We start from the raw sequence: 19,494 nt of genomic DNA on the forward strand, positions 1-19,494 counted from the left end.
ATAAAATGATTTAAAACAATGGAAATTAATCAATTAGTAAAGGATCAAATTGAAGTAGTTTATAAAAAAAGTAATAAGAAAGGAAAGGAAATTATAGGGGTTGATATTGCTGTGGGCATTAGAATCAATTTCTATGATGATAATAGTATTGTATTGTGGCATAACGGAGTTGCGGATCAATATCACATGACAACCTATTTTAGAGGAAGAATCGTGGATCAGAATTTTGGCGTTCAACAAGATAAAAATTCTATAACGATTTTTTCGGACATTAGAGAAGGGGAGGGCAAAATGGGAAAGTTTGAGAAAGCGATGACTTTGTTCAGAAAATTTGAACAATTACATGAGGAATTTTTAATTTTTTTAGATTTAATACATTAATGAAGATAAAAGACCACTTCCAACACCTCACCCTCACACACAATCAACTCAATGCGTTAGAGAAAATATCCGTATTCTTACAAAGTGATGACAATATTTTCATCCTCCAAGGCTATGCAGGAAGCGGTAAAACAACTCTGTTAAAAGGGTTTGTGGAATACTTGAAAAGCCTTCAAAAACAATATCAGTTAATGGCACCTACGGGAAGGGCAGCAAAAATACTGAGAGACAAAACAGGGGCAGGCAGAACCATACATAGCAGCATTTACAATTTAAAACATCTTGAAGCTATAAATTCAGATTCTGAAGAAGTAGCTGATCATAGTTTAAAATATTTCTTTCCTATTGATTTAAATAACACGGATGAAAGTATTTTAATTGTTGATGAGGCATCTATGATTTCAAGTAAAGAATCCAAGAATGAATTATTTGATTTCGGGACCAATATTTTATTGGACGATTTATTGACCTATGCTTTCTCTTCAAATAAAAACAATAAAATCATATTCGTTGGCGATCCTGCGCAGCTTGCTCCTGTGGGCGATAACTATTCCTGGGCATTGGATTTGGAGTATTTTAAGCAGTTAGGATATGGGGGTCAAATGGTAGAATTGACCGAAGTAATGCGTCAAGAAAACAACCTGATATTAAAAAACGCCACCGAAATCCGTGAGGTTTTAAATTCACATCCCAGAAACGAACTCCAACTGGAGTTTGACTCATTAACATGTATCGAGTTATCCAATATTGATGTAATAGATAGTTATGTAGAATTATATCCAAAACCTGAAATAGGTGATGGCGTTATTATCTCCTATTCCAATGCCCAATGTTATCATTATAATTATGCAATCCGTGAAGCGCTATATCCCAATCAGAAGGATATCCTTCCTGGGGATTTGTTATTGATCAACAACAATAATTATCACACCTATGCCGCAGAATTATACAATGGCGATATAGTGAAAGTGGTGGATCGCTCTGAAAAAGTAGAGACGCTTTCGGCTCCGGTATGGTCTGTAAAGAGCGGCAAAAAAGAAAGACTTACTATATCATTGGATTTTAGACGTATCACTATTAGAGTGCCTCAATATGATGGAGAAATTGAATGCTACATAATTGAAACCTTGTTAAACTCAATAGATAGAGATTTAACAATAGATATGACAAAAGCGTTATATATCAATTTTGTAATGCGCTTTAATGAAGAACAGGAACGCCGTGGCAAATCTGGCCTGCCAAAACATAAAGTGGGTTCCGAAGAATTTAAACAGGCACTTAAAGCAGATCCTTATTACAATGCCTTGCGTGTAAAATACGGTTATGCCATTACTTGCCATAAAGCGCAGGGAGGGGAATGGGATAAGGTATTTGTTGATTATTCTGGGAGAATAGGTCTATTTAATGACGCTTTAAGATGGTGTTATACAGCCACTACAAGAGCGATAAACACCCTATATGCAATAAATCCACCTCATTTTACAAACTTTAGTAAACTCAAATTTTCAGAGGTTGTTTCGGTTAATAGAATTCCAAAAAATGCTTTATCTCTTGAACAGGTTAATACGTCTCCATTTCATAAACAAGAGGATCACAAGGGAAAGAGTTTTAAGTATTGGATGGTAAAGGAAAAGTTGGAGCAGGATGTTTTCGAAATAGAGCATGTAGAGTCCTTAGGATATTTGGAGCGATATACCATAGTTGATACACAAAAGCAGAAATACACTATTCAGGCAAGTCACACAGATTCAGGTCATTTTATAGATACTTTTAAGATTCAGAATGTTCAGGATACTACTTTAGAGAAAAGACTTGAAGCTATTTTTAATGATAATAGTGGGTTAGAATTTTATATAAACTATACTCCCAGCCTGAATCATCTTCAAATTCTTCATTCCATCATGAGGGAGTCTTGCGCTGAGCTGAATATTCCTATTACAAATATTGAAGAACAAGTGGAAAAATACTTCGTGATTTACTATTTACAAACTGATAGTATATTTAGCTATATCCAGTTTTACTTTAAAGGAAATGGCAATTATTCAACAGCAATGCCTAAAACCTTTCAATGTGATAATGACACGAAATTGAATTTACTAATTGAAAAACTAACTAGCTATGCCAGCAGCAGAGATTAAGACTCTAAGACAAGCGGGAAAACTAGAAGAAGCATTGGCTTTGGCTCAAGAAGAACTCAATGCCAATCCTGAAAATATGTGGGGCAAGCGCAACATTAGTTGGGTATATTATGAGTATTTGAAAAAATATGTACAAGAAGAAAATTTTGTCGGCTTTATTGAAAACCTGATTATGATAAATGATCTTAATTTGCCGGAAGCAGAGGTTATGATATTTGACACTTCAGCGTATCAAGTAGGCAGTATGGTTTTTAAAATACAAAGCGTTGAACCAATCGATTATTCAAAGATTAATCAAATATTTGATACCATTAAAGAATTTCATTTTACAAAACCTTCAGAGAGTTATAGTTTTTTGATGAAGGCATTCCAAAAGGGATCTCAAAATTGGTCTCGCTTTGTTGAGTTTGCCGATTGGTGGGGTCTGGAAAATTTCAGCGATGCAGATTACAACCAAGAGGAATACAGCGATAGGCAAATACCAGCTTTGGCAGATAAGGTGTACGGTGCTTATTCCAAAAGGCTCATTGAGGGAGAAGCAATTGACGCTTTTGGAGCAGTTAGAGAAGTGGATAAGGGAAAAATAAAGCTGTTTTTGCCGCAACTTGATAATGTGATAGATAAACATCCAGAATATCGGTATTTGCCTTATTATAAGGCACAAATGCTAATGGAGTTAGGCGATAGGGATAATGTGTTCGAGGCCTTTTTACCCTTTGCCAAGCAAAAGCAAAATGATTTTTGGGTTTGGGGGTTGATGGCGGAGATATTTAAAGAGGATAAGGAATTGGAATTTGCTTGTTATTGTAAAGCTTTGAGCCTTAGAACACCAAATGATTTTTTAATAAAAACAAGACAAGCATTTGCCAAGCTGTTAATTGAGCGTCAGTTATATACGGAGGCCAAAGTAGAAATTAAGAATATAATTGCTGTTAGACAATCTAAGGGATGGAAAGTGCCTAATGATATTATGCAATGGTCTAAAAGTAGTTGGTATTTAGAAGCAAACGATCTTCACAATAACAAAGACCTTTATGAAAAGCACAGAAAAAAAGCGGAGGAACTGCTCTATAGTGACATTCCCGAGCATCTAATTGCTGTTGAATTTGTAAACCACAATAAAAAGATATTGAGCTTTGTTAAAGATAAAAAGACGCAAGGTTTTTTCCATTACGATGGCTTAACGAATAATCCAAAAATAGGAGATATTTTAAAAGTGCGAATAGAGGCAGTTGGGAATGAAGGTTTCCATCGAGCCTTGACGCTTGAAACTATAAAAGATAAAGCTAAAGTGGCTATGCCATCTCTCAAAGAAGTGTCGGGAGCAATAGTAATTCGTCAAGATAAAAACTTCGGATTTATAGATGATGTTTTTATACCACCCAATTTAGTGGAATCTGCAAATTTAATTGACGGTCAGAATATTTCTGCAAAAGCGATTCTATCCTTTAATAAAGCCAAGGAAGAATGGGGATGGAAGGGAGTTGAAATAATTGATGGCGCTCCAAAGGATTAGTAGATCAAAAACCCTCACTTAACCAAATTAATGATAACATCTTCAGTGACCAATTCGTTTACATTTACAGTAGGTAATATGATGGAATTATAGGGAGTGCCTTCTGTTTTGGCGTGTAAAATTCCCCGGGTAGTACCTATCGTTAAAACTGTTAAGTGGGATACTAGTTTTTTAGGTAGTACAACTTGTTTGTTTTCTACATTGTAGATTTTTTCCCATCCCTCTTTTGTAATCTCAAAAAAAGCTTGAACGCCAATTATAAGAAAAGGAGTTTCTTTTTTTATTCCCAGTTTTTAAAATTAAAAACAATGAAAAAAAGCAAAATTTTATTTTTAAGTGGATTGATTTTTTTATTTCTCACCTCATTTTCACTAGAAGTCTCAGAGGTCTAAATCTGCAAAGGCCCTCAAAGCAAAAAGTATCATTATAAAAAAAATTGTAGAGGCCTGTCAAGCTATTCCACAGATACTTATTCAGTGCCGCTTTAACTCTATGATTTTAAGGCATTTATTTTATGTGCGGAGATTTAATTTTGAAATAATTTTGCAATCTTTTCAAAAGCCGGTATGAGAGCTAATCATTTTAAAGGATAATAAATCAATGCCATATCGCATATCGCAATATGCAATATAGTAATCAAGTAATTTGGTTTTCAGTTATATATAATTTAATATTGCATATCGCAATATGCAGTACGTATGAATATTTCAAAAAACAATCTCAAACCACAAGATGTGGTAATTTTATTAAAAATAATTGCTTTGGGTCCAGAGCTCTGGTATCATCATACTCTTGCAGAGGATTTAGGAATAAGCCAGTCTGAGGTGAGCCAGTCATTAAATAGGTCTAAATATGCAGGACTTATAGACAATGCTAAAAAAAAAGTAAACAAATTGGCGTTTATCGATTTCTTATTACATGGCGTTGCTTATGCTTTTCCACAACAACCTGGAGCGTTGGTAAGAGGAGTTTTAACTGCGCACTCAGCGGCACCATTGAACCAAATTATCATATCAAATGACAAGTACGTTTGGCCATATGCTAAAGGCAATGAAAGAGGGCAAGCTATAGAGCCCTTGTATAATACAGTTGTAGAAGCATCAATAAGGGATAAAGAATTATACGAATTGCTCACCATGGTAGACGCTATACGGGTGGGAAGAACTAGAGAAAAGGAAATTGCAAAAAACGAACTTCACAATAGAATTCTAAATGCATAATAAGGTCATAAATCTAGCCTTAGTAGCTCAAGTGGCAGAAGGCTTACACGAACTAAGAGATAGAATGGTATTTATTGGAGGGGCAGTAATTAGCCTATATACGGATGATCCAGCTGCAGATGAAGTGCGTCCAACGGGAGATATTGATATGACTATCAATTTGGCAAATTATACAGAATGGACACAGATGCAGGAACGTCTGACAGAATTAGGGTTTTATCCAGATCCACATGGACAATCAATTTGCTCATACAAGTATAAGGATATTGCCATAGATATAATGCCAGCAGATGACAGCAGCATCGGAATTTCAAATAGTTGGTACAAACCTGGTTTTGAATATCAACAACAAATTGAATTACCAGCAGGGATAAAAATCAATATTTTACCTTCGCCTTATTTTTTAGCAACAAAACTAGAGGCTTTTATAGATAGAGGTAAAAATGATTTTTATGGCAGCCACGATTACGAAGATATTATCTATCTAATTGATAACAGAACAACTATAGTTGAAGAGATTCTGGCAGCTGATATTAAGGTTAAAGAATTTATTAAAACTCAATTGACTGCTATAAAAAATCATCCTCAAGCTGAGGAAATTCTAGCCATGCATATTCATCCTTTAATTAGAGAGGAGCGATTTCAAATGTTGATGGAGAAAATAGAACTTATTACTAATTAACCCTTTTTCTTCAATACCTGTTGAAGTTCCTTTTCGGTGAGCTGTAGTTTATCAGTTAAGAGTTTAATTGCTTTCTTTATTTGGCTCCCAGATTCGCTCATTATTTTATCGGCCTGGCTTAGCACTTTTATCTCATCTTCCAGATAAGTTAATTTTTTGCGGAGTATATAGGGGCTCTTCGCTTCGTTTACTTGCAGCTCCTGAATTTTACTTTCGGTTATCATAGGTTCCTTCCCACATAATAACCAAGAAGGATTTAACTCTGGACACTTATTGTAAAGGAGTTCGGCATCAAACGAATTTCTGCTTTTCCAATTAGAAAATGTTTGCGGTGTAATTCCTAGAAATTTAGCAAAATCCACATCCGTTTGAAAACTATAGTGATCTTTAATCCTATCTAACATTATGGCTTTATCCATAATTATAAACTTTTTGTGTATAAAATTTGCATAATAAACAAAGTGTTTATATATTTGATTTTCAGTTTAAATATCTGTTCAATAAGTGGGAACAGTTTATATAATTTGTAAATATAGTTAAAATGAAGCAAACTTATAGCGCAACACTTGTAAAGGCGCTGGCTAAGTAATATAAAATATCACCAAGATACGTTAGGTATTGTCTTAAAGGAGAACGTTCTCCATGCTTTGCAGATAAGATTAAGAAGGATTATAAAAAGTTTATTAGTGAGATTGAAATTGTTTTGGAAAGGAAATGTAAGCCTAAACCATAGAATTTCGTAAAAAAATTTAAACGAGCCCTTTTGAATGGGGCTTGGTCGGTTTTTCTTTCTTCAACCTTCTTTCAAGGCGTTTTTTGTGAATTTGTGAGTTTGTGAGTTTGTGAGTTTGTGAGTTTGTGAGTTTGTGAGTGGTGAAGCGTGAAACGTGAAGTGTTGATCGTGGATTGATTTATGCAGCACCCCCTCTCCGCCGTTGGCGGATCTCCCCCTTAAAAGGGGGCGAAGCTTTGGGGGATTAATAAATAGTAATAAATAAGGTATGTTTACCTGCCTTTTAAACTTCTTTTGAAACCGAAATCGAAATCGAAATCGAAATCGAAAATGAGAATGTCGGAGTAAGTGCAGTCGAACCTCGGTTAGTGCGCGTTTGCAACGCGTGACCAAATCCATTGCCCATAAAACATATCAGTATCCGCAACAACCCACTCCCATAATCCCTCAAAAATTCCGTATCTTAAACCTTCATTTTTAAAACCTACGGACTATGAAAAAAATAATGATTGTTTTCATTTTGGCAGTGGCGTTCTCCTCCTTCGCCCAAAACAAGATTCTGCCAAAGGACATACAGATTAAGACCGCCATCCTGGCTGCCCCAGAAATGTACCATGATGGGGCTACGGTTTTAGGCTATAACCAAGAAGGAAGGCTCGTCACCCTGCGCGAGGGCAACAATGGCATGGTATGTTTGGCAGACGATCCCAACAAAAAAGGAATAAATGTTGCATGTTATGGCGCCGAATTGGAACCTTTTATGGCTCGGGGCCGGGAGTTGGCGGCTGAGGGCAAATCAAACGAAGAAAAGCGTGAGGCCCGAAAAAATGAAATAGAGACGGGCACCCTTAAAATGCCTTCGGAACCGTCTATGGTATATATTTTGGCGGGAGAGGAAAAGGACTATAGCGCCGAAACGGGCGAACTGCTAAAGAGCAAGATACGCTACGTAATCTACAAACCCTATATGACGGGCGAAAGCACCGGCCTGCCCACAAAACCCCAAGCCCCCGGCATGCCCTGGCTGATGGATGCGGGCACCCACCGCTCGCATATTATGATTACGCCGGCGAATTAGTTTTCGGTTGTGAGTTTTTGGTTGTGGGTTTTCGGTTGTGGGTTTTCGGTTGTGGGTTTTCGGTTGTGGGTTTTCGGTTGTGGGTTGTCGGTTGTGGGTTTTCGGTTGTGGGTTTTCGGTTGTGAGTTTTCGGTTGTGAGTTTTCGGTTGTGAGTTGTCGGTTATGGGTTGTGGGTTATGGGTTGTGGGTTCTTGAACTTCCCTGATTAGCGTTGACCGTTTTTAGTTAATTAATTCATTGTCAAAAATAGTCATCAATTTTCTTTCTTGAGGCCTCAAGAAAGAAAATTGGGTTATGAACTTTTCAGGGCTCATTCTGTCATTGTTGTTATGCAATCTTTTGTTGTTATAGTTCTTTACGGCTTTTGCCGTCATTCTTCTTAATTGGCCAAAGTCCTTGGGCTTCCAGTGGTCCAGGTATTCTTCTTTTATGGTCCTGTTGATACGCTCGGCAAAGGCATTGTCCTGGGCGGAGAGTGCCATACTTATCTGACTTCCATTGCGCTTTAGAAGGCCTATGTACTCTTTATAAGTATATTGGCTTCCTCTGTCGCTATGGTGTATCAACGGAGCATCGTTTTCTCTCAGGGCCATATTTAAGGCATCCATATTTGCCCGTGCCCGCATAGTGCCAGAGACCTTATAGCCTACAATTTTCTTGGTATAGACATCTATTATAAAGACTGCGTAATAATGTCTGTTGCCGATGGGTATGTAGGTAATGTCGGACTGCCACACCATCGATGGACGGTCAATTTCCATTCCTTTTATAAGGTTGGGATAATAGATCTTTGAAGCGATTGTTGTTTTTTTGTAATTCTTTTTACGCTTCAAGCGATATCCCAGTTCCATCATGAGTTCTATAAACCGATCCCTTCCCATAAAGTCGGGCTTAAGTGTATAGTACATTTTCTCCACCCCACAACCTGGATGGTCCGCTCGCAGTTCGTCTGCTTCAAGGACCAGCTGTGCTGTTTTGCTATCAAAGACCTTTTGCCTAGTATCGTACTGGGCAACGGCCTGCTTGCTCAGGCCAACTTCTCTGTAGAGACTGTTTAGGGAAAAACTCATTTTTTGTTTGTTTTCCCGGAACCAGTTGATTGTGGGGTGCCGAAGTTTTTTTTGATGTCGATGTCAAGTTCATCCTTGGCTATCTCCATCATCTTCTCCAGATAATCGATCATTATCTGCTTGCGGCCCACAGTGCGCTCAAGCTCCTTTACACGAGCCTCGAGCTCCTTCATTTTTTTGTTGCTGCTGTCCTTCATCTCTACGATTCTGAATCCTTTCTCGCTAAAGGTAGAGAATTTATAGATCCAACGATAAATCGACTGTTCTGATACTCCGTGTAGCTTCTCTAGTTGAAGCACACTGAACTTACCGTTTTCAAAATCTGCAACAATTCGTTTTTTAAATTCAATTGAGTATTTACGCGTCTTGCGAATACTTCGTACATTTGCTTTCATAGTTTTCCACACTTTAAGTGGTCAACCTATATCAGGGACGTACATCTTACCTCGTACCTCGTACTTCTTACCTCGTATTTCATAAATTTTCCCTTATGTAATCTTTGTTACAGAACTTCCCGTTTTGCAGGCTTATCTTTGTTTCAGATTGTTAAAGCAAATTAAATAATCCAAAAATCATGAGTTATTACATCAGTACAACATTAAAAAACACCACTTTTAAGGATGCCATTGAAAAGACAACGGCAGCTTTAAAAGAGGAAGGTTTCGGTGTGTTGACCGAAATAGATATAAAGGCCACCCTAAAAAAGAAATTGGATGCCGATTTTTACAATTATACCATTCTAGGTGCCTGCAACCCACAAATGGCACATCAAGCGCTACAAGCTGAAAACAAAATAGGGACTATGCTGCCCTGCAACGTGATAGTTCAGGAGCGAGAGCCCGGCACTGTTGAGGTTTCAGCGGTAGATCCCGCGGCCTCGATGATGGCGGTACAAAACGTTGCTTTGGTAAGTATAGCCAAAGATGTTCAAGAAAAATTGACCAAGGTCATTAAAAGTATTTAGGAGCGTTTCTTGGTTGGTTCGTTCCTGATAAGTGCAGATTTATTTGGTTAGTGAAGAGGCTGTCTTAATAGGCAGTCTCTTTTTAGCTTCAATTATCAATTATCAATACTTAATATTCACTACTCACTTCTCATTTCTCACTTCTCACTACTTCTTCGGTAACATTAGTTACTGACCGTTGTTAAATTCTGAACTATGTTTGCATCAAATTAATTTAAAAAATGAAGATCAACAAGTTTTTTCTATTTCTCGGTTTCTTGCCCGCACTGGTTTTTGCGCAAGAAACAATCCCAATTTCCAAAGCTGAGGTTTTGGAAAAGGTTAGTACACAAAACAATCAGCTAAAAATAGGGGAGCAACAGGTGCTTGCCGCCAAAGGTGATTACAACCAAACCAATGCGGTTTTCCTGCCTAATATTACTGCGTCGCATACAGGAATGGCAACGACCAATCCGTTGATGGCTTTTGGGTTTAAGTTGAACCAGGAAATAGTGACCCAAGCCGATTTTGATCCGAATAAATTAAACGATCCTTCCCAAATAAACCTGTTCGCAACAAAGTTTGAAGTGCAACAGCCCCTTATAAACGTTGATGGTATTTTCCAAAGAAAAGCGGCAAGGGCAACATGGGAGGCCACCCAAATGCAATTGGTTAGAACTGGCGATTACCTTTCCCTGGAAACTGAAAAAGCCTATATGCAGTTGCAGTTGGCCTATAAAAGTGTGGAGGTTTTGGAAAAAGCTTTTAATGCCGCCAACGAAAACCTGCGATTGGCTAACAATAGTTTTAAACAGGGATATTTGCAACAGAGCGATGTTTTGGCGGTGCAGGTGCGTGTTACTGAGGTAGAGAACCAATTGCAATACGCAAAAAGCAATGTGATAAATGCTTCAGAATATCTTACAATGTTAATGAATGAAGAGGTTTCCGGTGTTTTAAAACCAACGGATTCGTTGACGGTTTCTTCGGAATTGAATTCCGCTGAAACCCTATCCGATTCCAGGGCCGATATTCAGGCGATGGAATTTGCCGCGGAAGCCTACAAACAAAATTACAAGGCCGATAAAATGACGTTTTTGCCAAGACTGAATGCTTTTGGAAGCTATGAGCTTTACGACGATCAGATTTTTCAGGCAGATGCCAATGGCTATTTATTCGGGGCATCCCTTAGCTGGAATCTCTTTGAAGGCTCAAAACGTTTCGGGAAAACCCAAAAAAGCAAGGCTGAATTCAACAAGGCAAATTTGGAATTGGAGCAATACAAAGCCGAAAGCCAATTGGAGCTGAACAAGGCAAAACGTATGTTCCAGGATGCGAAAAACAATTTAAATCTGACCGAGTTGGCGCTGGAGCAATCAAAAGAAGCATTGAGAATCCGAACCAACAGATTTAAGGAAGGTCTGGAAAAAACAACAGATCTTTTAATGGCTGAAACCCAGTTTTCCCAAAAGCAGTTGGAATATTTTAATACCGTTTTTCAACATAATTACGCTTTGGCATACCTTCAGTTTTTAACTAAAAACTAATGAAATCGAAATCGAAATCGAAATCCAAATCCAAATCCAAAAATCGAAATTAAATACAGTATCAAAAAAGATTTAAAAATATTTATATGAAGTCACTATACACAAGTCTGTTTTTCCTCGGAGTTTTAAGCCTAGCCAGCTGCGGCAATGCTTCCGAAGAAAAAAATATTGATAATACTCCTGCAGTGCCGGTAACCGTAAGTTCGGTAGCTGCGGAAAACAATTCACCGTTTTTAACAGCCAGCGGAAAAATTGAAGCTGCAAATAGCGCCACCCTCAGCACCCGAATGATGGGCTTTGTGGATAAGGTACACGTAAATGTGGGCGACAAGGTTTCAAAAGGGCAGTTGTTGGTAAGCATCAACAACGCTGACCTTTCTGCAAAACAAGCCCAGACCAGTGCCGGCATTACCGAGGCTCAGGCGGCTTTTAACAATGCCGAAAAGGACTACCAACGGTTTCAAAACCTTTTTGCTGACAATAGCGCAAGCCAAAAGGAACTCGACGACCAGCGTGCTCGATACGAAATGGCAAAGGCTAGATTGGAAGGCGCAAAACAGATGAAAAACGAAGTGCAATCGCAGTTTGCCTATGTAAACCTTCGCGCGCCATTTAGTGGCGTGGTTACCAATAAATTCATTGAAGCGGGCGATATGGCAAATCCCGGGGTTCCATTGATTTCAATGGAAGGGCCAGGCAATTTTGAAGTAACGGCTTCAGTTCCCGAAAGTGAAATTTCAAAAATAAAGTCTGGAACGGAGGTACAAGTGATTGTAAAATCTTCGGATAAAATACTTCCCGGCACGGTTACCGAAGTGAGTACTTCCGCCAAAAACACGGGCGGGCAGTATTTGGTAAAAGTAGTTTTGGACAAAACCGATGCAAGTATACTTTCGGGTATGTACGCCACGGTTCAGTTTCCAATAGAAAAGAAAACCGAAACTACTACAGTTATGGTTCCAACGGAAGCCTTGGTAAAACGCGGACAATTAACAGGAATTTACACAGTAAGTCAAAGCAATACCGCAATATTGCGTTGGTTGAGAGTTGGACTTACTTTCGGCGATAATGTGGAAATACTTTCGGGCCTTGCCGCAGATGAAAATTATATTATTTCTTCCGAAGGAAAACTTTTCAACGGAGCGAAAATAACCATTAAACAATAAGTATGAAGGACGGATTAGCGGGCAAAATTGCCAAGTTATTTATAGGCTCAAAGCTTACTGTGCTGTTGATGATCGTTTTTATGGTCATCGGCGTTTACAGTTCGTTTTTGATACCGCGCGAGGAAGAACCACAGATTGATGTGGCGATGGCCGACATCTTCGTGGGCTACCCCGGCGCCTCCCCAACCGAAGTGGAATCGAGAGTGGTAAAACCGTTGGAGAAATTGGTTTCCAACATTCCCGGGGTGGAGTATGTATATTCCACTTCTTCCAAGGAAGGGGCGATGGTTATCGTACAGTTTTATGTGGGCGAGGATATTGAGCGATCTTTCGTAAAACTTTACAACGAAATGAACAAGCATATGGACCAAATGCCTCCGGGTGTGACCATGCCGCTTGTGAAACCACGTGCTATCGACGATGTGCCGATGCTTGGGATAACGCTTTGGAGCGAGAATTACGACGATTTTCAGCTGAAGCAAATTTCAGACGAGCTTACCCAGGAAATTGAAAAAGTAAATCAAGTTTCCGCCACCCAAAAGATAGGAGGGCGCAATAGGCAGTTGCGGGTTGTTTTGGACAAAGACAAACTAGCCGCAAGCGGTCTCGACTTTTTAGGAGTTGCCGAAATGATAAAGGTAAACAACCAGCAAATGGGCTCGGGCAGTTTTGATAAGAACGATACGGAGTTTTTGGTTACAACGGGAAATTTCCTAAAGTCCGTAACAGATGTGGAAAACTTGGTAGTGGGCGTACAGCAGAACCAACCCATTTATTTAAAACAGATTGCAGCTATTTTTGACGGCCCTGAAATCCCGAGACAATATGTTTCCTTTGGGTTTGGAGGCGCTAGTGATAATATTTCAAAGTATCCTTCCGAATATCCTGCCGTAACCATTTCCGTAGCAAAAAGAAAAGGCGCCGATGCAATGAAAATTGCCGATGTAATTATCGACAAGGTTGACCATTTGCGAAGTAACCTTATTCCAGATGACGTACACGTGGAAATAACCCGAAACTATGGGGAAACAGCTTCCCACAAGGTTTCGGAATTGTTGATGCACCTTATAGGCGCTATTATAGCTGTTACTTTGGTAGTGATGCTCGCTATGGGTTGGCGCGGTGGTTTGGTGGTTTTTCTTTCGGTACCCATCACCTTTGCGCTCACGCTTTTGAGTTATTATCTGCTCGATTATACATTGAACCGAATCACACTTTTCGCTTTGGTATTCGTAACGGGAATTGTGGTGGACGACTCCATCATCATAGCCGAAAACATGCACAGGCATTTTAAAATGAAACGCTTGCCGTTTAAGCAGGCCGCTATTTATGCGATAAATGAGGTGGGAAACCCCACCATTTTGGCAACCTTTACCGTAATCGCTTCCGTTTTGCCAATGGCTTTCGTTTCCGGATTGATGGGGCCGTATATGTCACCGATGCCTATTGGGGCTTCGATAGCAATGATACTTTCATTGTTTGTGGCACTGACCATTACTCCGTATTTAGGATATATATTCCTTCGTGAAAAAGAGAAAAAAGGAAAAGCTCCGAAGCCCGAAAAACCTTTGGAGCGTACTTTTATTTATAGAATTTACTCAAAATTTGAAACCCCTTTAATCGAAAACAAAAAAACACGTTGGCTGTTTTTGGGGATTACCATTGTGATGCTTTTGGGATCGATAATGATGTTTTTTACCAAATCGGTTGCCGTGAAAATGCTGCCTTTCGACAATAAAAACGAAATGCAGGTAGTGATAGATATGCCAGAGGGAACCACTTTGGAAAGAACAGCAGTGGTTGCCCGTGAAATTGGACAATACCTTTCCACACAGCCCTTGGTAGTGAATTATCAAAATTACGTTGGTACTTCGGCACCCATAACCTTTAATGGTTTGGTGCGTCATTACGATTTACGTGGCGGTAGCAATATGGCCGATATTCAGGTGAATTTGGTTGGCAAGGAAGACCGAAGCCTGCAAAGCCACGATATTGCCAAACAACTGCGACCGCGCATTCAGGAAATTGGAAGGAAGTTTGGCGCCAATGTAAAAATAGTGGAAGTGCCGCCGGGGCCGCCAGTATTATCAACAATTGTTGCAGAAATTTATGGGCCTGATTACGATCAACAAATTGCGGTTGCGAAAAAAGTTGAAAACATTTTAAACGAAACCCAGGACGTGGTTGACGTGGATTGGATGGTGGAAGCCGACCAAAAGGAGTATGAATTTATCATAGACAAGGAAAAGGCAATGCGCTATGGCGTTGCGCCACAGCAGATTGTCTATACAATGAATATGGCGCTTTCAGATAGGCCCGTAACCAATCTATATGATGAAACAGCGACGAAACAAGTAGGGATATTGCTTGCTTTGGATGAAAAGGAAAAATCTACTATCCAGGATATTTCGCAGTTGAAGATTGCATCCAAGCAGGGCAATATGGTTTCGGTGGGCGATTTGGTCGATATCCGGGAAAGCATCCGTGCCAAGAGTATTTATCGCAAAAACCAAAAACGGGTGGTCTATGTGTTGGCAGATATGGCCGGTGAACTCGAAAGCCCGGTGTATGCCATATTGGGAATGACCGACAAGCTCAATGAAATTGAGTTGCCAGCGGGTTACAAAATGAACGAACTGTATTTACAGCAACCCGAACACGAAGACGATTTTACGGTGAAATGGGATGGCGAATGGCAGATTACACTGGAAGTATTCCGCGATTTGGGGATTGCCTTTTTGGGTGTAATCATCATCATTTACATTTTGATCGTTGGTTGGTTCCAAAACTTTAAGGCACCTGTTGTTATGATGGTTGCCATTCCCCTCTCATTGATAGGGATTGTGCTTGGCCACTGGATAATGGGCGCATTTTTTACCGCTACTTCCTTTATTGGGATGATTGCCCTAGCAGGAATAATGGTGCGAAACTCGGTGTTGTTGATTGACTTTATAAATCTTCGAACTGCTGAGGGAATTCCGCTGAAACAAGCAGTAATTGAAGCGGGAGCCGTACGGACAACCCCAATTTTATTAACTGCCGGAACGGTGGTGATTGGAGCATTTGTAATACTGTTTGACCCAATTTTTCAAGGACTTGCCATTTCGCTGATGGGTGGAACCATAGTTTCTACAGTGCTAACGTTACTGGTTGTTCCGTTGGTTTATTATATGATTGAACGGAAGAATTATAAAGAGTAAATAACTAAGAACAAAGAACAGAGAACAAAGAACAAAGACTTAAGACTTAAGACGATCAAGTTTATTTGACTTTGAATAAATAAAAACAATAAACAACACACAATAACCCAATGAAACTACTGATAGTAACCGTTGTGGACGAATTTCAGAAAGACGTGCTGCAACTTTTCAAAAAAGCGAATATTGAGAGCTATAGCGGTTCTGATATTGAGGGCTATAAAAATGCGTCTTCCTTTATGATGAATTCCAGTTGGTTCCCATCGGAAAAGGGTGGGGCGGATAGCAGTATGTTTTTCTCTTTTACCGAAGAGGAGAAGATTGATTCTTTTTTCGATTTAGTAAAGGAATTCAATAAAAATCTTGAAACCAACAACCCGATCCATGCGGTGGTGGTGCCCATTGAGAGAAGTATTTAAAAAGTTGAGGAGTTTAGGGGTTGAGAAGTTGAGGAGTTGAAGAGTCGAGGGGTTGAAGAGTTTAAAACCATAAACATATAAACTAATACATAACTAAAATTTATAATTATGATTAACAGATATATCAGGGCAATTGCCGGAACTTTTATTTTGATTAGCCTTTTGTTGGCTGTATATGTGAATATTAATTGGTTGTGGTTCACGGGTTTTGTGGGCGTCAATTTGTTGCAATCATCTTTTACAAAATGGTGCTTGATGGAAAAAATCCTTAAAAAACTGGGCGTAAAAGACGAAGGGGAAAGTTGCTGTGCATAAAGCATAACCCATAATAATTCTACATCTATAAATCCTGCTCCGTTGTTTATTGGAACAGGATTTTTTATTAAAAAAAATGTCCATTATCAAACTTCAATCATCGGTTGTAATATGACATTGGTCATTTCAAAACCCGTGAAAAAGGGATATATTTGAGAAATATAAACCAATTCTGAGTACCATGACTATAAAAATCCAATATGTGAAAATGCCTGCCAGTGCGGCGATGAACGAATACGTAGAAAAGAAACTTCAAAAACTTGCCGAAAAATATGAGTGGCTCATTAGGGCCGATGTAAGCTTTAAGTTGGAAAACAACGTTTACGGCAAAGGCAATATTTGTGAAATGGAATTGAGCCTTCCGGGACCGAAAATTTTTGCAACATCAAAAGAGGCAACTTTTGAAGCTGCTGCAAAAGAAACTATTTCCGATTTGGAAAAACAATTAAAAAAGCGCAAAGCTAAGTTCACAACACATTAAAAATAAGTATCATGAAGAAAATATTAGTACCAGTAGATTTTTCCCAACATTCAGATTATGCCCTTGAGGTTGCTGCTGGCATTGCCAAAAAACACAATGCCGAAATAATTGCAGTGCATATGATGGGCCTAAACGATGCAATTATAACTCGCGATGAAAGCAAGGAGACTATGGAAGCGATGTTTTATATGAGGTTGGCCGAAAAGCGATTTGCTGAATTCCTTGATAAGGATTATTTGGAAGGAATTAAAGTTACTGACGCAGTTCACAATTATAAAATTTTTAGCGAGCTGAATGATGTAGCCCTTGATTTTAAAGCAGATTTAATTGTAATGGGTTCCCACGGTAGCTCAGGTTTAAAAGAAGTTTTTGTAGGTAGTAATACCGAAAAAGTAGTGCGTACTTCAGAAATACCAGTGTTGGTTATAAAGCATCGTCACGAAAATTTCAATCCAGAGCTTGGCGTTTTTGCTTGCGACTTTTTAGAGAATTCCATAGGTTCCTACAAACGTGCGCAAAAAATGTTTGATGCCTTGGGGATTAATATGCAGATGCTCTATGTGAACCTTGCGGGCGATTTTAGAAGCACTCGCGAAATTGAAAAACGAATTCTCAACTTTTTGAAAAGCGCAGGGGAACCAAATCCGCTTGAAAGTTTGAACAAGGTTATTCAATACAACGAATATTCTGTGGAGGCAGGAATATTTGGCTTCAGCCAAGTGAGCAGTGCAGATATTATTGCGTTGCCCACTCAAGGTCGCCAAGGCTTGGCGCATTTCTTTTCCGGAAGTATTGGGGAAGATGTGGTAAACCATTCAGATTTACCGGTATTGACATTTAAAGTATAGTTAATTGCTATCGACATCAATTAACTTTTAAAAGCAGGAATTTCAATTTTGAATTCCTGCTTTTTTAATTTACAAAAGCGTATTCAATGCAATTTCAATCATTTTTGAAAAGCTGCCTTCGCGTTCATCGGCAGTCGTGCTTTCGCCCGTAACCAACGAGTCTGAAATGGTCAAAATTGCCAATGCTTTTACATTGAATTTGGCTGCAATCGTGTAAAGTCCCGCGGCTTCCATTTCTACGCAGAGCACACCAAAATCTGCCCATTTTTTATAGTTATTGAAGTCATCTTCATAAAACTGGTCGCTGGAAAGCACATTGCCCGCTTTTATAGGAATGTTTTTTTCCTTGGCATAAAGCGCGGCCTTCATAAATAAATCGAAATCGGCAGTAGGCGAGTAGTCGCAGTTAACAAACCTAGTGTTATTAATGCCTGAAGTGGAGGAAGCGGACATTGCAATCACAATATCACGAAGGTTTATATCTTTTTGATAGCTTCCCGCGGAACCAACGCGAATTAGGTTTTTCACTCCGTAATCATTAATTAATTCGTGGCAATAAATCAAGGCTGAAGGAATTCCCATTCCAGTGCCCTGCACCGAAATTCGCTTTCCTTGAAAAGTACCAGTATAGCCCAACATACCGCGCACGTCGTTATAGCATTTTGCGTTTTCAAGAAAAGTTTCCGCAATCCATTTGGCGCGCATGGGGTCTCCGGGAAGTAAAACCGATTCCGCAATTTCGCCCGGTTTGGCTTCAATATGTGTGCTCATCTGTGTCTTTGTTTGTGGTTGTTACAATCTCAATACCTGAAGATGTTCCGATTCTGCTAACTCCCAGTTCAATATATTTTTTTGCGGTTGCAGTATCTTTTATTCCGCCAGAGGCTTTTATTTTTAAACTGTCGCCCACTTCCTCAACCATTATTTTTACTGCGTGTTCCGTTGCACCGCCAGTTCCAAAACCCGTGGAAGTTTTTACATAATTGGCCCCAGCTTTTTTCGCTATTTGGCAGGCCATTTTTATTTCGTCATCAGTTAAATAGCAGGTTTCGAGGATTACTTTTAAGATTCGGCTGCCGATTACTTCTTTAACAGCTGCAATTTCTTCACGGACGGATTTGTGCAATTTTGCTTTCAGCAAACCAATGTTCAGCACCATGTCAATTTCATCGGCACCGTCTTTAATGCATTGTTCTGCTTCGCAGACTTTGGAATGGCAATTGTTTGCACCCAAAGGAAAACCAACTACTGAAGCAATTTTTACATCACTGTTTTTCAATTCATTTGCAGCCAAGAAAACGTAGCAACTGTTTACGCAGACCGCATAAAATTTATATTTCTTTGCTTCGTTACAAAGTTTTATGATGTCTTCTGGGGTAGCAGTGGCTTTTAATTGGGTGTGATCTATATAACGATTCAGTTCCATCAATTTTTGTGTTGCTTAATTATGGAAACCAAGTCGTTTTTCTGAAGAACGCCGCTTTGTCGCCAAAGTTGTTGCCCGTTTTTGAAAAGAATCATTGTTGGCACTCCACGAACTTGAAATTGTGCTGCTAAGGGTTGATTTTTATCAACGTCTATTTTTACGATTTTCACGGCATCGCCCAATTCTTCTTTTACTTGTTTCAGGATTGGAGCAAGCATTTTGCAAGGTCCGCACCAATCAGCGAAAAAATCAACCAGTACGGGCGTTTCGGAATTGATTATGTCTTTGAAGTTGCTTTTCATATTGTTTGTTGTTGGTTGATGGTTGATGGTT

The 19,494-nt window shown here is 39.2% G+C and carries 21 protein-coding genes; 14 read left to right on the forward strand and 7 right to left on the reverse strand.

Annotated elements, in window-relative coordinates; genetic code table 11:
- Positions 1–18 precede the first annotated feature (18 nt).
- The 5 genes from Q2U82_RS10830 (at position 19) to Q2U82_RS10850 (ending at position 5,937) form a co-directional block, all read left to right on the forward strand.
- Entirely contained in the window at positions 19–381 is a 363-nt protein-coding gene (locus Q2U82_RS10830) for a hypothetical protein (protein WP_410004890.1), read from the forward strand.
- Positions 381–2,519: an ATP-dependent RecD-like DNA helicase gene (locus Q2U82_RS10835; RefSeq protein WP_410004891.1), complete on the forward strand. Its 2,139-nt coding sequence runs from the start codon at positions 381–383 to the stop codon at positions 2,517–2,519. The genes Q2U82_RS10830 and Q2U82_RS10835 overlap by 1 nt, the downstream gene beginning before the upstream one ends.
- Positions 2,500–4,035 carry a DUF7017 domain-containing protein gene (locus Q2U82_RS10840; protein WP_410004892.1) on the forward strand — a complete coding sequence of 512 codons (1,536 nt, stop codon included), beginning with the start codon at positions 2,500–2,502 and terminating at the stop codon, positions 4,033–4,035. Before Q2U82_RS10835 ends, Q2U82_RS10840 begins: the two co-directional genes overlap by 20 nt.
- A 698-nt stretch (positions 4,036–4,733) precedes the next feature.
- A complete protein-coding gene (locus tag Q2U82_RS10845) occupies positions 4,734–5,255 on the forward strand; it encodes a hypothetical protein (RefSeq protein ID WP_410004893.1) in 522 nt (173 codons plus the stop codon).
- Entirely contained in the window at positions 5,248–5,937 is a 690-nt protein-coding gene (locus tag Q2U82_RS10850) for a nucleotidyl transferase AbiEii/AbiGii toxin family protein (protein ID WP_068762970.1), read from the forward strand. Before Q2U82_RS10845 ends, Q2U82_RS10850 begins: the two co-directional genes overlap by 8 nt.
- On the opposite strand, the gene Q2U82_RS10855 is transcribed toward Q2U82_RS10850, so the two are convergent.
- On the reverse strand, positions 5,934–6,356 hold the full coding sequence (locus Q2U82_RS10855) for a helix-turn-helix domain-containing protein (protein ID WP_068762969.1): 423 nt from the start codon (positions 6,354–6,356) through the stop codon (positions 5,934–5,936). The genes Q2U82_RS10850 and Q2U82_RS10855 overlap by 4 nt on opposite strands.
- A 798-nt stretch (positions 6,357–7,154) precedes the next feature.
- Positions 7,155–7,286 carry a hypothetical protein gene (locus Q2U82_RS10860; RefSeq protein ID WP_410004894.1) on the reverse strand — a complete coding sequence of 44 codons (132 nt, stop codon included), beginning with the start codon at positions 7,284–7,286 and terminating at the stop codon, positions 7,155–7,157.
- Between Q2U82_RS10860 and Q2U82_RS10865 the strand changes: the two genes are divergently transcribed.
- Positions 7,278–7,748 carry a hypothetical protein gene (locus tag Q2U82_RS10865; RefSeq protein ID WP_410004895.1) on the forward strand — a complete coding sequence of 157 codons (471 nt, stop codon included), beginning with the start codon at positions 7,278–7,280 and terminating at the stop codon, positions 7,746–7,748. The two genes, Q2U82_RS10860 and Q2U82_RS10865, sit on opposite strands and share 9 nt — an antisense overlap.
- A gap of 222 nt (positions 7,749–7,970) precedes the next feature.
- Here Q2U82_RS10865 and Q2U82_RS10870 read toward each other — a convergent pair whose 3' ends face one another.
- Both Q2U82_RS10870 and Q2U82_RS10875 read right to left on the reverse strand, forming a co-directional pair.
- On the reverse strand, positions 7,971–8,819 hold the full coding sequence (locus tag Q2U82_RS10870; RefSeq protein ID WP_410004651.1) for an IS3 family transposase: 849 nt from the start codon (positions 8,817–8,819) through the stop codon (positions 7,971–7,973).
- Positions 8,816–9,214: a transposase gene (locus Q2U82_RS10875; protein WP_410004652.1), complete on the reverse strand. Its 399-nt coding sequence runs from the start codon at positions 9,212–9,214 to the stop codon at positions 8,816–8,818. The genes Q2U82_RS10870 and Q2U82_RS10875 overlap by 4 nt, the downstream gene beginning before the upstream one ends.
- Positions 9,215–9,393: 179 nt before the next feature.
- Between Q2U82_RS10875 and Q2U82_RS10880 the strand changes: the two genes are divergently transcribed.
- From Q2U82_RS10880 to Q2U82_RS10915, 8 genes are all read left to right on the forward strand, one after another.
- Positions 9,394–9,783: a DUF302 domain-containing protein gene (locus Q2U82_RS10880; protein WP_410004896.1), complete on the forward strand. Its 390-nt coding sequence runs from the start codon at positions 9,394–9,396 to the stop codon at positions 9,781–9,783.
- A gap of 221 nt (positions 9,784–10,004) precedes the next feature.
- A complete protein-coding gene (locus Q2U82_RS10885) occupies positions 10,005–11,309 on the forward strand; it encodes a TolC family protein (protein ID WP_410004897.1) in 1,305 nt (434 codons plus the stop codon).
- An 86-nt stretch (positions 11,310–11,395) separates the two neighbouring features.
- On the forward strand, positions 11,396–12,475 hold the full coding sequence (locus tag Q2U82_RS10890) for an efflux RND transporter periplasmic adaptor subunit (protein ID WP_410004898.1): 1,080 nt from the start codon (positions 11,396–11,398) through the stop codon (positions 12,473–12,475).
- Between the two features lie 2 nt (positions 12,476–12,477).
- On the forward strand, positions 12,478–15,675 hold the full coding sequence (locus Q2U82_RS10895) for an efflux RND transporter permease subunit (RefSeq protein ID WP_410004899.1): 3,198 nt from the start codon (positions 12,478–12,480) through the stop codon (positions 15,673–15,675).
- A gap of 110 nt (positions 15,676–15,785) precedes the next feature.
- Positions 15,786–16,091 (forward strand): hypothetical protein, encoded by a 306-nt coding sequence (locus Q2U82_RS10900; RefSeq protein ID WP_410004900.1) that lies wholly within the window; start codon positions 15,786–15,788, stop codon positions 16,089–16,091.
- A gap of 108 nt (positions 16,092–16,199) precedes the next feature.
- Positions 16,200–16,406 carry a DUF2892 domain-containing protein gene (locus tag Q2U82_RS10905; RefSeq protein ID WP_410004901.1) on the forward strand — a complete coding sequence of 69 codons (207 nt, stop codon included), beginning with the start codon at positions 16,200–16,202 and terminating at the stop codon, positions 16,404–16,406.
- A 181-nt stretch (positions 16,407–16,587) separates the two neighbouring features.
- Positions 16,588–16,887 carry a ribosome hibernation-promoting factor, HPF/YfiA family gene (gene hpf, locus Q2U82_RS10910; RefSeq protein ID WP_410004902.1) on the forward strand — a complete coding sequence of 100 codons (300 nt, stop codon included), beginning with the start codon at positions 16,588–16,590 and terminating at the stop codon, positions 16,885–16,887.
- 11 nt (positions 16,888–16,898) lie between these two features.
- Positions 16,899–17,735: a universal stress protein gene (locus Q2U82_RS10915; protein WP_410004903.1), complete on the forward strand. Its 837-nt coding sequence runs from the start codon at positions 16,899–16,901 to the stop codon at positions 17,733–17,735.
- A gap of 69 nt (positions 17,736–17,804) precedes the next feature.
- Here the strand turns inward: Q2U82_RS10915 and deoD are convergent, their stop codons facing one another.
- Genes deoD through trxA form a run of 3 tightly spaced genes read right to left on the reverse strand, consistent with a single transcriptional unit; the run spans position 17,805 to position 19,463 of the window.
- On the reverse strand, positions 17,805–18,506 hold the full coding sequence (gene deoD, locus Q2U82_RS10920) for a purine-nucleoside phosphorylase (RefSeq protein WP_410004904.1): 702 nt from the start codon (positions 18,504–18,506) through the stop codon (positions 17,805–17,807).
- Positions 18,490–19,161, reverse strand: coding sequence for a deoxyribose-phosphate aldolase (deoC, locus tag Q2U82_RS10925; RefSeq protein ID WP_410007154.1), 672 nt, complete (start codon positions 19,159–19,161; stop codon positions 18,490–18,492). Before deoC ends, deoD begins: the two co-directional genes overlap by 17 nt.
- A complete protein-coding gene (gene trxA / locus Q2U82_RS10930; RefSeq protein ID WP_410007155.1) occupies positions 19,161–19,463 on the reverse strand; it encodes a thioredoxin in 303 nt (100 codons plus the stop codon). Before trxA ends, deoC begins: the two co-directional genes overlap by 1 nt.
- Between the last annotated feature and the right edge of the window lie 31 nt (positions 19,464–19,494).

Source organism: Aequorivita nionensis (assembly GCF_046352995.1).
Classification (GTDB): Bacteria; Bacteroidota; Bacteroidia; order Flavobacteriales; family Flavobacteriaceae; genus Aequorivita; species Aequorivita nionensis.